Consider the following 17159-nt stretch of genomic DNA (forward strand, 5'->3'; position numbering starts at 1 on the left):
AATCCGGCCGGACGCGGGAGACGCCGGACACCTCGCTCCGGGCGGCGGGCCGGCCGGCGGGGCGGCGTCCCCGGGGCGGGACACGGCAGGACGACCGCCGGGGTGGTCGCGTAACGTCGGCGTAACGAGGCCCGGGGAGACTGGGCGGTCAGGTCGGGTAAAGCCCGGCCGAAGGCGGACAAGAGTGTCGCGAGGGGTTGGGGAAGTGGACCGTCAGCAGGAGTTCGTCCTCCGTACGCTGGAAGAGCGGGACATCCGGTTCGTCCGGCTGTGGTTCACCGACGTGCTCGGCACGCTCAAGAGCGTGTCGGTGGCCCCGGCGGAGCTGGAGGCGGCCTTCGAGGAGGGCATCGGATTCGACGGCTCGGCGATCGAGGGCTTCGCCCGGGTCTTCGAGTCCGACATGGTGGCCATGCCCGACCCGACCACCTTCCAGGTCTTCCCGTTCGAGGGCGGGGTGAGCGGCGAGAGCGCCCGGATGTTCTGCGACATCCTCCTGCCCGACGGCAGCCCGTCCTGGGCCGACCCCCGGCACGTGCTGCGCCGGGCACTGTCCAAGGCCGCCGAGAAGGGCTTCACCTTCTACACCCACCCCGAGATCGAGTTCTTCCTGCTCGAGAACGGCGCCAACGACGGCTCGCTGCCGACCCCGGTGGACACCGGCGGCTACTTCGAGCACACCACCCACGCCGTGGCCCGGGACTTCCGCCGCCAGGCGGTGCTGGCCCTGGAGCGGATCGGCATCTCGGTGGAGTTCAGCCACCACGAGGTCGCCCCCGGCCAGCAGGAGATCGACCTGCGCTACGCCGACGCGCTGACCACCGCCGACAACATCATGACCTTCCGGCACGTGGTGAAGGAGGTGGCGCTCTCCACCGGGGTGCAGGCCAGCTTCATGCCGAAGCCCTTCACCGACCAGCCGGGCAGCGGCATGCACACCCACCTGTCGCTGTTCGAGGGGGAGCGCAACGCGTTCCACGACGCCGGCGACCCGATGAAGCTGTCCAAGGTGGCCAAGTCGTTCATCGCCGGGCTGCTCACCCACGCCCGCGAGTACACGGCGGTCACCAACCAGTGGGTCAACTCGTACAAGCGGCTCTTCCCGCAGGCGCTGCCGGACCGGATCACCGAGAGCCCGGCGTACGTCTGCTGGGGCCACCTGAACCGGTCCGCGCTGGTCCGGGTGCCGGCCTACGGCAAGCCGAACTCGGCCCGGGTGGAGGTCCGCTCGCTGGACTCGGCGACCAACCCCTACCTGGCCTTCGCGGTCATGCTCGGCGCCGGCCTCAAGGGCATCGAGGAGGGGTACGAGCTGCCTCCGGGCGCGGAGGACGACGTCTGGTCGCTGAGCAGCGCCGAGCGGCGGGCCATGGGCTACGAGGCGCTGCCGGAGAACCTGGCCGAGGCGATCGACGTGATGGCCGGCTCGGAGCTGGTCGCCGAGGTACTCGGCGAGCACGTCTTCGACTTCTTCCTGCGCAACAAGCGGGCCGAGTGGGAGCAGTACCGCCGCGAGGTCACCCCGTACGAGCGGCAGCGCTACCTCTCGCTCTAGATCACTGTGGTGCGGTGCCGCTATCGTCTGCGGCACCGCCCCGGCACGCGCGTCGGGCAGGCGAGCCGGGGAGGCGTTCGGTGCTGGGAGATCTGCTCAACGGGGCGTGGCAGAGCATCGTGTTCGGCGTCGTCGGGGTGGCGCTGATGGCGGCCGGCTTCCTGCTGGTCGACCTGCTCACCCCGGGCCGGCTGCGCGAGCTGATCTGGGTGCGCCGCAACGGCAACGCGGGGCTGCTGCTCGCCGCCAATCAGCTCGGCATCGCCGGGATCGTCTTCACCGCGATCCTGACCAGCTACAGCGACTTCACCAAGGGCCTGGCCTCGACGGTCATCTTCGGCGTGATCGGGCTGGCCATCATGGCGCTGGCCTTCTTCGTGCTCGACCTGCTCACCCCCGGCCGGCTGGGCGAGATCATCTGCTCCGACGAGCCGCACCCGGCGGCCCGGGTCAGCGCCGCCACCCACTTCGGCGCGGCGCTGATCGTCTGCGCCTGCATCGCCTGAGCACTGTCGTACCCAGGGCCTAGCGTCCGGGACGTGAACCGGACCGACCGTCTCTACGCCCTGGTGGAGGAGCTGCGGGCGGTGTCGCCGCGCCCGCGCAGTGCCCGCTGGCTGGCCCAGCGCTTCGAGGTCAGCGCCCGGACCATCGAGCGCGACATCGCCGCGCTCCAGGGCGCCGGCGTGCCGATCTGGGCCGAGCCGGGCCGCACCGGCGGTTACATGGTCGACCGCGCGCGGACCCTGCCGCCGGTCAACCTCAGCCCCACCGAGGCGGTGGCGATGGCCGTGGCGCTGCACCGGCTCGACGGCACGCCGTTCGCCGCGGCCGCCGGTGCGGCGCTGCGCAAGCTGGTCGCCGTGATGCCCGCCGCCGACGTGGCCGAGGCGCACCGCCTCGCCGGCCGGGTGCGGCTCATCGGCCGTGGGCCGGCCACGCCCGTCCCGGCCGCCGTCGCCGACGCGGTCGCCGCCCGGCGGGTGCTGCGCCTGCGGTACGCGGACCGCGCCGGCGCGGGCTCGGTGCGCGACGTGGAGCCGCTGGCCTACCTGGGCAACCCGACGCACTGGTACCTGGTCGCCTGGTGCCGGCTGCGGGACGGGCTGCGCTGCTTCCGGACCGACCGGATCGTCTCGGTGCGCCCGCTGGCCGAGCCGGTGACCCGGGAGCTGCGCCCCGAGGACATCGACATCCCGCACGACCGGGTACGCCCGCTCAGCCTGGTCTGAGAACGCGGGGAAACACCGACAGGACGCTGTCGCGGACGTCGCCGAGGCTGACTTCTGACGACGCCGGCCGACCGGCCGGCGCACCGAGGAGGAACCATGTCCCGCACGCCCGTCACCTGGTTCGAGATCGGCTCCGACCGGCCGGAGGAGGTCGAGCGCTTCTACGCGGACCTGTTCGGCTGGACCTTCGAGGAGCAGGGCGGCCCGGGTGCGTCGTACCGGCAGACGGCGGCCGGTGAGGAGCAGGGGATCGGGGGCGCGATCCGGGCCACGAACGGCCAGTCCCCGAACTACGCGATCTTCTACGCCGAGGTGGCCGACGTGGCGGAGACCTGCCGCCGGGCCGAGGCGGCCGGTGGCAAGGTGCTGGTGCCGCTGCGTACGACGCCGAGCGGGCTGACCTTCGCCCATCTGCTCGACCCGTCCGGCAACCACATCGGCGTCTTCACCCCGCCGGCAGCCGCCGCCTGATCGCCGGAGCAGTGTGGGTGGCCCCGCCGTGCCGGCCGGGAGGGAGGTACGGCCGGGCTGAGGGGCGGCGGGGCCACCCGGGTCAGTTGTCGCCGTGGCCGTGCCAGCCGCCGCGGTGGCCGGCGCCACCGGGGCCGGGGAAGACGCCGGACTGGACGGCCTTCAGCACCGCGTCGGCCTGCTCCTGGGTGAGCTTGCCGTCCTTGACGGCCTGGTCCAGCCGCTCCTTCAGCTTCGCCTGCCGATCCTCGGTGGACGGCCGCTCCGGCCGATCGGCCCGGTGCTGGTCGCGCAGCTTCTCCAGCGCCGCGGTGACCTTGTCGGTCGGTACGCCCAGCTCCTTCGCGAGCGACTCGGCGAACTCCTGCTGCCGGTCGGCGCGCTGCTGCTGCCGGTCGCCGCCCTGGTCGGTGCTCGTGCTGGCGCTCGGGCTCTTGTCGTCGGCGAGCGCCACCGTCGGGGCGGCGATCCCGACGCCGAGCACCCCCGCGGCGGCCAGGCCGACCAGCAGCTGCTTCCTCGACATCCTGCGGATCATGCGGTTCTCCAGTTCGGTGGTGGTGCGATGACGCCACCGACAGTGACCGTCGAACCTGGGGAAACGCCGTCGCGACCCTATGAAGACGCTGACAATGCGGCGTCGAATCGGACAAACAGGTTGCGGAAGTGTGTCCGGTTCCGGCAGCGTGGGCCGTTCCCGAGCGAAAGGTGAGCGCCGTGACACCTCCTGCCATCCGCGAGATTCCGCTGACCGGGCCGGGCACCGGACCGTACGGGATCACCACCGGGCCGGACGGCGCGCTCTGGCTCACCCTGGCCGGGTCGGGCGGCGTCGCCCGGCTCGGACCCGGCGGCGAGGTGCGGACCCACCGCACCGATCCGGCGGAGAGCCGGCCGCTGATCATCGTCACCGGGCCGGACGGCGCCCTCTGGTACACCCGCTCCGGGGACCACCGGCTCGGCCGCATCACCGTCGACGGGCAGGCCGGCTCCGTCGCGCTGCCAACCGGCACCGCCCCCTGCGGTCTGGCCGTCGGCCCCGACGGCGCCCTCTGGTACGCGGGGATGGGCGACGACACCGTCGGCCGGGTCACCGTCGACGGGCAGGTCAGCACGTTCCCGCTGCCGGTCGCCAAGGGCTTCCCGTCGATGCTGGCCGCCGGGCCGGACGGGGCGCTCTGGCTCACCCTCAACCAGGCGAACGCGATCGGCCGGGTGGGTCTCGACGGCGAGGTCGCCCTGCACGCCCTGCCGACCGACGCCGCCGGGCCGGTCGGCATCACCCTCGGCGGGGACGGCGCGCTCTGGTTCGTCGAGATCGCCGCCGGTCAGCTCGGCCGGATCACCCCGGACGGCACCATCGACGAGTTCCCGCTGCCGGACCGCGCCGCCCGCCCGCACGCCATCGTGGCCGACCCCGCCGGCAGCTGCTGGTTCACCGAATGGGGCGCGAACCGGATCGGCCACATCGACCCCGCCGGCCGCATCACCGGACACGACCTGCCCACCCCCCACTCGGAACCCCACGGCCTCACCGTCACCCCCGACGCCCAGGTCTGGGCCGCCCTCGAAACCGGCGCGGTTGCCCACCTCACCCCCTGACCCGTCGGTCGATCATGAAGTTGGCGGCAGTCGTCGATCTTCAAACCGCCGTCAACTTCATGATCGACCAGGTGGGGTGGGGGTGGGGTGGGTGGGGGGTGGGGGGGTGGGGTGGGGGGTTAGGTGACGGCGGGGGTGACGGTGAGGGTGGCGGTTTGGGTGTCGAGGGTTGCCGGGGTGCCGACGGGGACCGTCAGTTGGCCGACGCCGTGGCCGATCGGGAGGCCACCGAGGACCGGGACGCCGAGATCGCCGAGGCGCTCGACCAGCACGTCGTTGACGGTGGTGTCCCAGCCGTCCGCGCAGTCGGTGAACTGACCCACCGCCACCCCGGCGATCCCGTCCAGCGCGCCGCAGCGGCGCAGGTGGGTGAGCATCCGGTCGACCTTGTACGGCGGCTCCTGCACCTCCTCGATCAGCAGGATCGCACCGGTCAGGTCCGGCATGTCCCGGGTACCGATCGACGCGGTGATCAGGCAGAGGTTGCCGCCGAGCAGCCGGCCCTCGGCCCGGCCGGGCACCCGCACCGGGTACGTCTCCTCCTCCGGCACCGCCTCGACGGTCACCGGTTCGGTGGTCATCAGCGCGGCGTGCAGCGACTCCGCCGAGCGGGGCGGGGTCCGGTCGTCCAGCCAGGCCGCCCCCGGGCCGTGCACGCCGGCCAGCCGGGCGCCCCGCCAGAGCGCGAACTGCAGCGCGGTGATGTCGGAGAAGCCGGCCACCACCTTCGGGTCCCGGCGTACCGCCGCCATGTCGATCAGGTCGACCACCCGCTGCGCGCCGTAGCCGCCCCGGGTGCAGATCACCCCGCGCACCTCGGGGTCGGCGAACGCGGTGTTCAGGTCGGCGGCGCGCAGTTCATCCCCGCCGGCCAGGTAGCCCTGGCGGGCGTACGCGTTCGGCGCCAGCACCGGGCGCAGCCCCCAGCCGGTCAGCAGTTCGATGCCGCGCGCCACCCGCTCGGGGCGGGTGGGGCCGGACGGCGACACCAGCATCACCGGGTCGCCGGGACGCAGGACCGGGGGGCGCAGGCAGTCGTCGGTGGGCACGTGCCGGAGCCTAACGGCCCCGCCGTCGTGGCCGGGCCGCCCGTCGAGCCGGTCACCGCCCCCAGCGCCCGCGCCGCGTCCGGGCCGCGCGGCGCGGCCCGCTGATCGCGCCGCCGGTGGGGGTGCCGGTGCTTCCTGCGCCGCCTTTCGAGCTGACATCATCAACGACTCGCAACCCGACCGGACGGCGTGGCCGCGCTCGCTCCGCCCGGGCGTGAATCGTTCACGACATCAGGTCGAAAGGGCGCCGCACAGGCATCCCTGCCTCGCGCGCCTGCCCGCCGGACCGCGCCGCGGCGCCCGACCGCGTCCGCGCGCCGAGCCGGACCGGGCGGCGTCGGGCGTACCCGATAGCCTCGACGTCGTGGCGACCGCGCTGGTGATCGAGAACGACCCGACCGACGACCTCCGCCGACTGGGGGAGTGGCTGACCGAGGGAGGGATCGAGCTGCGCGTGCTGCGCCCGCACGCCGGCGACGAACTCCCCGCCGACCTCGACGGGTACGCCGCGCTGGTGGTGCTCGGCGGCGACCAGCAGGCGTACCCGCTGCCGGACGGCAGCCCCAGCGCGCCCTGGCTGCCGGCGCTCGAAGGGCTGCTGCGCAAGGCCGTCCGGCAGCGCGTCCCCACCCTCGCGATCTGCCTCGGCGCGCAGCTGCTGGCCCGCGCGCACGCCGGCCAGGTGGAGCGCAGCCCGTCCGGCCCGGAGATCGGTCCGGCCGTGGTCGGCAAGCGGGACGCCGCCGACAACGACCCGCTCTTCCGGTACGTGCCGCTGATGCCGGACGTGTTGCAGTGGCACTCCGACGAGATCACCGAGCTGCCGCACGGCGCGACGCTGCTGGCCGCCTCCACCCGCTACCCGCACCAGGCGTTCCGGCTCGGCGACCGGGCCTGGGGGCTGCAGTTCCACATCGAGTGCGACACCGCGATGATCGCCGACTGGGCCCGCGACTCGGCCCAGCTCGCCGAGCTGGGCTACGACCCGGAGCTGGTGGTGGCCGCCTGTGCCCGGGTGATGGCCGACGTCGAGGCGGTCTGGCAGCCGTTCGCCATCCGGTTCGCCGCGCTCGCCCTCGGCGAGCTGGACGACGACTCCACCCGCCGCAGCCTGCCGCTGCTCGGGCACTGAGATGACCCGACCGACCCGGGGACGGCTCGCCCGGTACGGCTTCGCCGAGGGCGACGGCGGGCGGGCCGCCGACCTGCTCGGGCCGGACGGGCTGCGGCTGTGGCGGCCGGACGCCCAGGAGCCCGCCGACGAGCGCGCCGCGGACCTGCTGACCGCGCTCTCCCGGGCCGCCGACCCGGATCTGGCGCTGCGCCAGCTGCACCGCCTCGACGAGGCGGAACGCCGGGCGGCCGGGGCGGGTGGGCCGGGGGAGGAGAGCCTGCTCGACGCCCTCCACGACGACCCGGGGCTGCGCCGCCGGCTGGTCGCGGTGCTCGGCGCCTCGGCGGCGCTCGGCGATCACCTGGTGGCCAACCCCGGCCAGTGGCGGGTGCTGGCCACCGAGGCGGACGGGCTCGCGCCCCCCGCCGAGGGGCGGCTCGACCTCGCCACCGCCGCCCGGCTGACCGCCGCCACCGGCCCGATTCCGGTGCTGCGGCAGGCGTACCGGCTGGCGTTGCTGCGGATCGCGGCGGCCGACCTGACCGGCGGGCGCGGCCTGGAACAGACCATGGCGGCGCTCTCCGGGCTCGCCGACGCCACCCTGGCCGCCGCCTACGACATCGCGGTGGGCGAGCTGCCGGAGGCGACGCCCCCGCCCCGGCTGGCCGTCGTCGCGATGGGCAAGTGCGGCGGTGACGAGCTCAACTACGTCTCGGACGTGGACGTCATCTTCATCGCCGCCGCCGACGACGACCTGGGCGCGGCGACCCTCGTCGCCACCCGGCTGATCCACATCTGCGGGCTGGTCGCCTGGCCGGTGGACGCCGCGCTGCGCCCCGAGGGCAACCGGGGGCCCCTGGTCCGCACCCTCGCCAGCCACCTCGCCTACTACCGGCGCTGGGCCCGGACCTGGGAGTTCCAGGCCCTGCTCAAGGCCCGTCCGGCGGCCGGCGACCTCGACCTGGCCCGGGAGTGGATCGACCAGCTCGCGCCGCTGGTGTGGACCGCCGCCGAGCGGCCGGAGGCGGTCGAGGACGTCCGGGCGATGCGCCGGAAGATCATCGACAACATCCCACCGAAGGAGCTGGAACGCGAGATCAAGCGCGGCCCGGGCGGGCTGCGCGACATCGAGTTCGCCGTCCAGCTGCTCCAACTGGTGCACGGCCGGGGCGACGAGTCGCTGCGCGCGCCGGGGACGATCCCGGCGCTGCGCGCCCTGGTCGCCGGCGGCTACGTCGGCCGGGCCGACGGCGAGGCGCTGCTGCGCGGCTACCGCTTCCTGCGCGGCGTCGAGCACCGCCTCCAGCTCCAGGGCCTGCGCCGCACCCACACCGTGCCCACCGAGCCGGCCGCGCTGCGCTGGCTGGCCGCCGCGCTGGGCTACCAGGCAACCCCGGGCCGCAGCGCCGTCGAGGAGTTCCGCGCCGAGTGGGTCACCCACGCCACCGAGGTACGCCGGCTGCACGCCAAGCTGCTCTACCGGCCGCTGCTGGAGTCGGTGGCCCGGGTGCCCGCCGAAGGGCTGCGGCTCACCCCGGAGGCGGCCCGACACCGGCTGGAGATCCTCGGCTTCGCCGATCCGGCCGGGGCGCTGCGCCACCTCCAGGCGCTCACCGGCGGGGTGAGCCGGACCGCCGCGATCCAGCGCACCCTGCTGCCGGTGCTGCTCAGCGAGTTCGCCGACGCGCCGGAGCCGGACCGGGGGCTGCTCAACTACCGGCAGGTCTCCGACAAGCTCGGCAGCACCCCGTGGTACCTGCGGCTGCTGCGCGACGAAGGGCCGGTGGCCCGGCGGCTGGCCCGGGTGCTCTCCTCCTCCCGGTACGCGGCCGACCTGCTGGCCCGCGAACCGGAGGCGCTGCGGCTGCTCGCCGAGGACAGCGAGTTGACGCCACGCCCGCGCGAGGTGCTCGGCGAGGGGTTCGCCGCGGCGGCGGCCCGGCACGACGACCCGGTCGAGGCCATCCGGGCGGTCCGCGCCCTGCGCCGCCGGGAGCTGGTCCGGCTGGCCTGCGCCGACCTGCTCAGCCGGGCCGGCGCGCTCGCCCCGCTCACCCCCCGCTCCGCCGAGCCCGGCGCCGAGCGGGTGCCCACCCTGGTCGACGTCAGCGCGGTCGGCGCCGCGCTGACCGACGTCACCGACGCCACCCTGGCCGCCGCGCTGCGGATCGCCCGGGCCACCCAGCCGGCGCCGCCCGGGCTGCGCTTCGCGGTGATCGGGATGGGCCGGCTCGGCGGGTACGAGTCGAACTACCTCTCCGACGCCGACGTGCTCTTCGTCTACGACCCGCCGCCGGGCGCGGACGAGGGCGCGGCCAGCGCCGCCGCCCACGCCATCGCCGAGGAACTGCGCCGGCTGCTCTCCGCGCCGGCCCCCGACCCGCCGCTCGGGGTGGACGCCGACCTGCGCCCGGAGGGCCGGCAGGGCCCGCTGGTGCGCAGCCTCGCGGCGTACGCGCAGTACTACGCCCGCTGGTCGAAGGTGTGGGAGGCGCAGGCGCTGCTGCGGGCCCGGTTCGTCTGCGGCGACGCCGACCTGGGCGCCGCGTTCGAGGCGATGGCCGACCCGGTCCGCTACCCGGCCGACGGGCTGACCCGCGAGCAGGTGGTGGAGATCCGCCGGATCAAGGCGCGGGTGGAGACCGAGCGGCTGCCCCGGGGCGCCGACCCGGCCACCCACACCAAGCTCGGCCGGGGCGGGCTCGCCGACGTCGAGTGGGCGGTGCAGCTGCTCCAGCTCCGGCACGCCGGCCGGCGACCCGAGCTGCGCGGCACGCGTACCCTCGACGCCCTCGCGGCGGCCCGGGACGCCGGCCTGGTCGACCCGGAGGACGCCGCCGAGATGGCCGCCGGCTGGACCCTCGCCGCGCAGGTGCGCAACGCGCTGATGCTGGTCCGCGGCCGGGCCGGGGACCAGCTGCCCCGGCACGGGGTGGAGCTGGCCGGGGTGGCCCGCCTGCTCGGCCGGGAGGACCCCGGCGAGTTCCTCGACGAGTACCTGCGCACAACCCGCCGGTCCCGCGCCGCGATGGAGCGCGTTTTCGATGGCTGATGGAAGCCAACGGCGGGCTTCCCTGCTCGTTGAAGTGTCACGCGTGGTGGTTCAGCTGCAATTCGCCGCAACATCCTGCTCGATGGTCGTAGTAATACCCTGCCGGGCCTCTTCGATGCTCTTGTCTACCAGTCTTTTGCCCGGGGGATCGAGCGCAACGAGATAAACTTGGAGGTCCCTGACCATTTCCAGTTGCTCCAGAGCCGCTCCGCTCCCCTTGCATAGAGCATGGGCTCCGGAGGTTTGGTCGGTTCTGCCCCCCAGGATCCACCATCGGGTAGCGTTAAACGGTGAGTGGTGGCGGAGTACTCGGCAAGGTACTTGTCGAAATCCTGGTACCGGCTGTCATTCTTGGGTGCCGGCACCACTGGATCACTATCGGATGCGCAGCTGGCAGAAACAGTAGCATCCTTCGCTCTCCTTTAGGGAGCCCTGAGCGAGCCCTGAGCACGCCGAATAGAGCCATGCAGGATTTGTGGGTCGTTTGCTTAAGATTTGTCTACGCATCGTGATCATGCGGCTCGTTCATGCTGCTGGGTTGCGATGGGTAGCCAAGAAAGGCTGTGGTGAATGTCACAGCCTCGTGTTCTTGCGTCGACTGAGGCCCTCCGCGGCCATGGCTCTTCAGCCATGGATGGTGTAGATGCCGGGCCGCGAGGTCCGCAAGGCGGTCCATGTTCCGGCAGGCGTGAGGATGCCCCCGGGATCGCTCGTGAGCCAACGGCTGTATCTGATGCGAAGCAGGATGCGCTGTTGGGATGGTGCGCTGACTGTCACCGCGTCTGACGTCGCAGAAATCAATGTCGCTGGCGGCTCAACGATGGAGGTGTGCTGGGCGACCGAGTAGAGCTGCCAATGTTGACTTGCCCAGACCAGGCGCAGGTAGGGTAGCTGGTCCTCGATGAGTCGAGTCTCCGCCCGGCCGACCCAAGACAGTTCGGCGTCAGGCACCGCGACGTACTCCACCGCATTGTCGGTCAGCCAGGCGCGATAGCTCGCCGGGGTGAGTGCGACGCCAGTGCCGCGGGCCCCGGGGACGGTGGTGAAGAAGAGCGGGTTGCGGGCGATGTCGGCCTGCCGCAGCCAGCCCCGGGCCAGCGGCACCTCGCCGAGGTGGGCCGCCTCCCAGTAGTTGCGGGTCGGCGGCACCTCCACCCGGCCGGTTAGCCCGCGCCTGGCAAGTTCGGCCCGCAGCGGTGCGAAGTATGCCGGGTCGGCGGTGGGGTCGCTCGCGCTGCGCAGGTCGGCGGCGACCACGGGCGGCTGCCACCAGCACACCGTGGCCAGCAGCACGGCCAGCGCCGCCGCGCCAGCCACCCGATGCCGGGCCACACGCTGCGGCAGGCGGTCCGCCAGCCGGCGGGGTAGCGCCGCGCTGGCGGCCAGCACGGGTAGGGCGAACATCACCACCAGCCGGGTCGCGTTCAGGCCGACCGGGGTGTGCACCAGCGCCGCGGCGAGCACGCCGGCCGCGGACAGCAGCGCCCCCACCCGCACCGGCCGGTATCCCACCAGCGCCGCCACCAGCAGGCTGGTCAGCACCGCGTGAAGCGTATCGGTCCGGCTGATGTTCATCCAGCCGCCCTCGCCGAAGAGCAGCCCGGTCACCGCGAGCGGGGCGGCGGCGGGCGCGGCGAGCAGCAGGCCGTCGGCGTATCGGCGGGTGAGCAGCAGCGCGACGCCGGCCAGGCCCACGAAGAGCCCGGCCACCGGGCTGGCCGCCGAGGCGAGCAGGGCCGCCAGCACGGCGAGGCCCGCGCGCGGCCACCGCCATCGGACGCCGGTGGGCAGGGTCAGCGCCAGCAGCGCGGCCAGCCCGAAGGCCACCCCGAGGGCGTACGTCACCCGGCCGGAGACCAGGTTGGCGGCGATGGTGAGCACGCCCACCAGGCCGCCGAGCAGCGGCCGGGGCACCCGGGTCCGGACCAGCAGCGCCGCGAACGCGGTGGCCGAGGCGAGCAGCGCGAGCGCGCCGGTGAGACGTACCCCGAGCAGGGCCATCAGCGGAGGCGACAGCAGGCTGTAGCCCCAGGGGTGCACCCCGCCGTACCACCGCAGGTCGACCAGGGCGGGCCCGTGCTCGGCGAAGAACCCGGCGCGGGCCACCTGGGCGGACATGTCCGATCCGGTGGCCGGGAGGGTGAGTTGGAGCACGCCGAGGACCAGCGCCGACGTGGCGCACAGCGCCATCACGCGACTGCCCCGCATGCCCACCTCCGATCGCGACCCACCGTACTGGCAGCATGTCGGGCGTGCCTCACCACCTCTCGCGCTGGATCGGCCTGTCGGGTTCGGTGCTGCTCGCCGTGGCCGCCGTCCTCGGCGGCGCGCTGCCGCACGGCGCCCTGCGCCCCACCCCGGTCAGCATCTGGCAGGGCCCGCACGGGCCGTTGATCATCGGCCTCTGGCTGGTCGGCACGGCGCTGCTCGCGTGGGCCTGGTGGGCGCTGCGCGACGCCGTCCCGTCGACCCGGTGGGCGCTGGTCACGGTCGCACTCTGGCTGCTGCCCATGCTCGTCACCCCGCCGCTGGGCAGCCGGGACATGTACGCCTACGCCTGTCAGGGGGCCAGCTACGCGGCCGGCATCAGCCCGTACGAGCAGGGCGTCTCCGCGCTGCCCTGCCCGTGGCTGGACACGATCTCCTACATCTGGCGCGACACCCCCGCCCCGTACGGTCCGCTGTTCATCGTGTTCTCCGGGGCGGTGGTGCAGCTGACCGGCTCGCTGGTCGGCAGCGTGGCGCTGTTTCGGCTGCTCGCGGTGGCGGGGGTGGCGCTGACCGCCTGGGCCCTGCCGGTGCTGGCACGCCGCTGCGGGGTGCCGCCGCGCCGGGCGATCTGGCTGGCGCTGGCCTGCCCGCTGGTGCCGGTGCACCTGATCTCCGGCGGGCACAACGACGCCATGATGGTGGGGTTGCTCGTCGCCGGGCTGGCGGTGGTCGCCGCCCGGCCGGGCCGCCCCCTGCCGCTGCTCGGCGCCGGGCTGCTGCTCGGCCTGGCCGCCACGGTCAAGGTCACCGCGCTGGTGGTGGTGCCGTTCGCGGCGCTCGCGGCGATCGTCGGGCCGTACCGGATCCGGACGCTGATCCGCGACGGCGCGTGGGTGGTCGGCCCGGCGGTGGCCGCGGTGGTCGCGGCGACCCTCGCCGCGGGTCTGGACTTCGGCTTCGTCAGCGGCCTGGAGCAGGGCAACCTGGTGGTCGCCTGGGCCTCGCCGTCCACCGCCGTCGGGCAGACCGTCGGCTATCTCGCGGCGCCGTTCGGCGTGCACGTCGACGCGCTGCCGGTGACCCGGGCGATCGGCCTGCTGGTCCTGGTCGGGGTGCTGGTCTGGCTCTGGTTCCGGGCCTGGCGCCGGCAGGACCCGTTCTGGCACGCCGCGCTCGCGTTGACCGCGACCGTCGCGCTCTCCCCGCTCTTCCACCCGTGGTACTGGGTGTGGCCGCTGGCGCTGCTGGCCGCCACCGCCCACCGCACCGGCTGGTTCTCAGTGGTCACCGTGGTGTCGTCGTTCCTGGTGCTGCCCGACGGCACCGGTTTACCCCGGTTCACCAAGATGCCGGGTGCACCGCTGATGACGCTGTTCGTGATCGTGCTGGTCGTCCGGTTGGTACGGTCGGCTCGGGCGGAACGGCAGGCGGTTCCCGCGGACTGAGGGGAGCGCCGTGAGCGAGGCCGACGGGCCGGTCCGGCCGGTCGCCGCCGCCCTCGCCCGGTACGCCGGACTCGCCGGGGCGGTGCTGCTGACCGTCGCCGGCTGGCTGGGCGGCGCGCTGCCCGACGCCCCGCCCGTCACCCGCCTCGTGGACGTGTGGGACGCCCCGCACGGCCCCGGAGTCCTCGCCTGCTGGCTGGCCGGCACGCTGCTGCTGGTGTGGGCCTGGTGGTCGCTGCGCTGGGGCGCCCCGTCCACCCGGTGGGCGTACCTGACCGCCGGGCTGTGGTCGCTGCCGCTGCTGGTCGCGCCGCCGGTGGGGAGCCGGGACGTCTACTCGTACGCCTGCCAGGGCTGGTCGTGGATGCACGGCGTCGACCCGTACCGGGTGGGGGTGGCGGCGGCCGGCTGCCCGTGGACGGCGAGCGTGTCGCCGATCTGGCGGGACACCCCGGCCCCGTACGGGCCGTTCTTCGTGCTGCTGGCCGGCCTGGCGGTGCTGCTCGGCGGCGGTCTGCTGGGGGCGGTGGCGCTGCTGCGGGCGGAGGCGGTGGCCGGGCTGCTGCTGGCCGCGCTCTGCCTGCCCGGGCTGGCGCGGGCGGCCGGCGTGCCGACCCGGCGGGCGGCCTGGCTGGCGCTGGCCTGCCCGCTGGTCGGGGTGCACCTGGTCGGCGGCGCGCACAACGACGCGGTCGGGCTCGGTCTGCTGCTGTTCGGGTTGCTGGTGCTGGCGCGCAAGCCGGGGAAACCACCCGCCCTGGTGCTGGCCGGCGTGTTGCTGGGGCTGGCGGTGGCGGTGAAGGCGGTGGTCGTGGTGGTGCTGCCGTTCGCGGCGCTCGCCGCCGTGCTGGGCCGCTACACCTGGCGGGCGTTGCTGCGCGACGGCGGCTGGCTGGCCGGGGGAGTGCTGGGCGCGCTGCTGGGCATCTCGGCGGGGACCGGCCTGGGGCTGGGCTGGGTGGGCGGGCTGACCCGCAGCGGCGACTCCGAGCAGTGGACGTCGCCGCCGACCGCGGTCGGGTTCGTGGTCGACTACGTGGGTGCGCTGGCCGGCCGGGAGCCGCACGCCGTGCCGGTGGCCCGGGTGGCGGCGCTGGTGCTGCTCGCGGCGCTGCTGGTGGCGCTCTGGTGGTGGGCCTGGACGGCGCTGCGCCGGCTGGGCGACGCCCGGCAGCGGGTGGTCCGGCTGGCCGCCGCCCGGCCCCACCTGACGCTGGCCGGGGCGGGGCTGGCGTTGGCCGCCACGGTGCTGCTCGCCCCGGTCTTCCACCCCTGGTACGCGGTCTGGCCCCTGGCGCTGCTGGCGGTGGCGACCCGCGCCCTCGCCCGGACGGTCTGGTTCGTGGCGCCCGCCGCGGTGGCGTCGGTGCTGGTCCTGCCCGACGGCACCAACCTGGCCCGGTTCACCAAGGCGCCCGGCGCGATCCTGATGACCGCGCTGGTCGTGGGGCTGGTGGTGTGGGCGGTCCGGGCACGGCGGGTCAGCCTCCCGCCGGCCGACTGAGCCCCGCCCCGCCGAGGCGGCCCCGCCGCGCGTCCCTTGCGCCGCGCGTCCCTTGCGCCGCGCGCCCCTTGCGCCGCGGGCCCCTGCCCCACGGCGTGTTGATCGACTCCGGTTGCGGCAGGTCGGGGTGTCCGCCGCCTTAAAAGGCACCGATTGCGGCATGTCGAGTGGATCATTGCCCAGGGCGGGGCCCGTGCGGGTGCGGCGGGGCGGGAACGGGAACGGCCGGGCCGGCCCCGCGGTCGCGGAGCCGGCCCGGCCCGGCCGGTGTCGAGACGCTCGCTCAGCAGTCGAAGTACATCGCGAACTCGTGCGGGGTCGGGCGCAGGCGCACCGGGTCGACCTCGTTGGTCCGCTTCCAGTCCACCCAGGTGGAGATCAGGTCCGGCGTGAAGACGCCGCCGTCGAGCAGGTAGTCGTGGTCGGCCTCGAGCGCGTTGAGCACCTCCGGCAGCGAGCCCGGCACCTGCTTGACGTCGCCCCACTCCTCCGGCGGCAGGTCGTACAGGTCCTTGTCGATCGGCGCCGGCGGCTCGATCTTGTTCTTGATGCCGTCCAGGCCGGCCATCAGCATGGCCGAGAAGGCGAGGTACGGGTTGCTGGACGGGTCCGGCACCCGGAACTCGACCCGCTTGGCCTTCGGGTTGCTGCCGGTCACCGGGATCCGGGTGCACGCGGAGCGGTTGCGCTGCGAGTAGACCAGGTTGACCGGCGCCTCGAAGCCCGGCACCAGGCGGCGGTACGAGTTGACCGTCGGGTTGGTGAAGGCGAGCAGCGACGGCGCGTGGTGCAGCAGGCCACCGATGTACCAGCGGGCGGTGTCGGACAGGCCGGCGTAGCCGGTCTCGTCGTAGAACAGCGGCTCGCCGTTCAGCCACAGGCTCTGGTGGGTGTGCATGCCGGAGCCGTTGTCGCCGAAGAGCGGCTTGGGCATGAAGGTGGCGGTCTTGCCGTTGGCCCAGGCCTCGTTCTTCACGATGTACTTGAAGAGCTGGAGCTGGTCACCGGCGTGCAGCAGGGTGGAGAACCGGTAGTTGATCTCCGACTGGCCGGCGGTGCCGACCTCGTGGTGCGACCGTTCCACGCTGAAGCCGCCGTCGACCAGCCGGCGCACGATGCTGTCCCGCAGGTCGGCGTAGTGGTCGACCGGCGGCACCGGGAAGTAACCGCCCTTGTACGCGGTCTTGTAGCCGCGGTTGCCGCCCTCCTCCTCGCGGCCGGTGTTCCACGCGCCCTCGATCGAGTCGATGTAGTAGAACGACCGGTGCGCGGAGGTCTCGTGGCGGATCGAGTCGAAGATGTAGAACTCCGCCTCGGCGCCGAAGTACGCGGTGTCGGCGATGCCGCTCGCCGCGAGGAAGGCCTCGGCCTTCTTCGCCACGTTCCGCGGGTCCCGCGAGTAGGCCTCGCGGGTGAACGGGTCGTGGATGAAGAAGTTCAGCGCGAGCGTCTTCTGCGCGCGGAACGGGTCGATGAAGGCGGTCGCGACGTCGGCGAGCAGGAGCATGTCCGACTCGTGGATCGCCTGGAAGCCGCGGATCGACGAACCGTCGAACGCGAGGCCGTCGGTGAAGACGCTGTCGTCGAAGGACTCGACCGGCAGGTTGAAGTGCTGCATCACGCCGGGCAGGTCACAGAAACGTACGTCGACGAACTTCACGTCCTCGTTCTTGAGGTATCGCAGGAGTTCCTCGGGATTGGCGAACACACGTCCTCCTGGCAGGTCCACTCCGGTGGCTGACTCCTGGCGACGGTATGGCGGCGCGGTTGCCCGGCCGTGTCTCTTCTGTTTCCGCCGTGTTACGTCCCTCGCGGAGCGTCATCTGTGCCGCTCAGTCGCCTTCTGGTCTCCGTCCGGACGATACTCGTCGTCATGGTCTGCCGCTGATTGATGGCTTTGGTCCGATTCTTCAGGGGGCGTCGA

Annotated in this window: 13 protein-coding genes; 9 read left to right on the forward strand and 4 right to left on the reverse strand. The window is 73.8% G+C overall.

Translation table 11 applies throughout. The features are described 5' to 3' along the window. The first annotated feature begins 205 nt into the window (after positions 1-205). From glnA (EFE23_RS13345) to EFE23_RS13360, 4 genes are all read left to right on the forward strand, one after another. Positions 206-1555, forward strand: a complete 1350-nt coding sequence (glnA, locus tag EFE23_RS13345; RefSeq protein WP_123241232.1) for a type I glutamate--ammonia ligase — start codon at positions 206-208, stop codon at positions 1553-1555. Positions 1556-1635: 80 nt separating this feature from the next. Then, positions 1636-2061 (forward strand): DUF350 domain-containing protein, encoded by a 426-nt coding sequence (locus tag EFE23_RS13350; RefSeq protein ID WP_123241233.1) that lies wholly within the window; start codon positions 1636-1638, stop codon positions 2059-2061. Positions 2062-2094: 33 nt separating this feature from the next. Further along, complete coding sequence (locus tag EFE23_RS13355; RefSeq protein WP_123241234.1) at positions 2095-2787, forward strand: helix-turn-helix transcriptional regulator; 693 nt, start codon at positions 2095-2097, stop codon at positions 2785-2787. Positions 2788-2883: 96 nt separating this feature from the next. After that, entirely contained in the window at positions 2884-3258 is a 375-nt protein-coding gene (locus tag EFE23_RS13360) for a VOC family protein (RefSeq protein ID WP_123241235.1), read from the forward strand. 82 nt (positions 3259-3340) lie between these two features. Here EFE23_RS13360 and EFE23_RS13365 read toward each other — a convergent pair whose 3' ends face one another. Then, positions 3341-3796 carry a hypothetical protein gene (locus EFE23_RS13365; protein WP_123241236.1) on the reverse strand — a complete coding sequence of 152 codons (456 nt, stop codon included), beginning with the start codon at positions 3794-3796 and terminating at the stop codon, positions 3341-3343. A 179-nt stretch (positions 3797-3975) separates the two neighbouring features. Here EFE23_RS13365 and EFE23_RS13370 point away from each other — a divergent pair, with 179 nt between their 5' ends. Next, positions 3976-4860: a Vgb family protein gene (locus EFE23_RS13370; protein WP_123241237.1), complete on the forward strand. Its 885-nt coding sequence runs from the start codon at positions 3976-3978 to the stop codon at positions 4858-4860. A 119-nt stretch (positions 4861-4979) separates the two neighbouring features. On the opposite strand, the gene EFE23_RS13375 is transcribed toward EFE23_RS13370, so the two are convergent. Beyond that, entirely contained in the window at positions 4980-5909 is a 930-nt protein-coding gene (locus EFE23_RS13375; protein ID WP_123241238.1) for a S66 peptidase family protein, read from the reverse strand. A gap of 364 nt (positions 5910-6273) precedes the next feature. Between EFE23_RS13375 and EFE23_RS13380 the strand changes: the two genes are divergently transcribed. Then, the gene (locus EFE23_RS13380) at positions 6274-7041 is read left to right on the forward strand and encodes a type 1 glutamine amidotransferase (protein ID WP_123241239.1); all 768 of its coding nucleotides are present in this window, start codon (positions 6274-6276) and stop codon (positions 7039-7041) included. Position 7042: 1 nt separating this feature from the next. After that, the gene (locus tag EFE23_RS13385; protein WP_123241240.1) at positions 7043-10075 is read left to right on the forward strand and encodes a bifunctional [glutamine synthetase] adenylyltransferase/[glutamine synthetase]-adenylyl-L-tyrosine phosphorylase; all 3033 of its coding nucleotides are present in this window, start codon (positions 7043-7045) and stop codon (positions 10073-10075) included. Between the two features lie 624 nt (positions 10076-10699). Here EFE23_RS13385 and EFE23_RS13390 read toward each other — a convergent pair. Beyond that, complete coding sequence (locus EFE23_RS13390; protein WP_123241241.1) at positions 10700-12283, reverse strand: hypothetical protein; 1584 nt, start codon at positions 12281-12283, stop codon at positions 10700-10702. A 44-nt stretch (positions 12284-12327) separates the two neighbouring features. Between EFE23_RS13390 and mptB (EFE23_RS13395) the strand changes: the two genes are divergently transcribed. Together mptB (EFE23_RS13395) and mptB (EFE23_RS13400) are read left to right on the forward strand one after the other, a co-directional pair. Then, on the forward strand, positions 12328-13731 hold the full coding sequence (gene mptB / locus EFE23_RS13395; protein WP_199737059.1) for a polyprenol phosphomannose-dependent alpha 1,6 mannosyltransferase MptB: 1404 nt from the start codon (positions 12328-12330) through the stop codon (positions 13729-13731). Positions 13732-13741: 10 nt separating this feature from the next. Further along, positions 13742-15235 (forward strand): polyprenol phosphomannose-dependent alpha 1,6 mannosyltransferase MptB, encoded by a 1494-nt coding sequence (gene mptB, locus EFE23_RS13400; RefSeq protein ID WP_123241243.1) that lies wholly within the window; start codon positions 13742-13744, stop codon positions 15233-15235. A 283-nt stretch (positions 15236-15518) separates the two neighbouring features. On the opposite strand, the gene glnA (EFE23_RS13405) is transcribed toward mptB (EFE23_RS13400), so the two are convergent. Beyond that, complete coding sequence (glnA, locus tag EFE23_RS13405) at positions 15519-16943, reverse strand: type I glutamate--ammonia ligase (RefSeq protein ID WP_123241244.1); 1425 nt, start codon at positions 16941-16943, stop codon at positions 15519-15521. Positions 16944-17159: the final 216 nt, after the last annotated feature.

This window comes from Micromonospora solifontis (assembly GCF_003725545.1).
Classification (GTDB): Bacteria; Actinomycetota; Actinomycetes; order Mycobacteriales; family Micromonosporaceae; genus Micromonospora; species Micromonospora solifontis.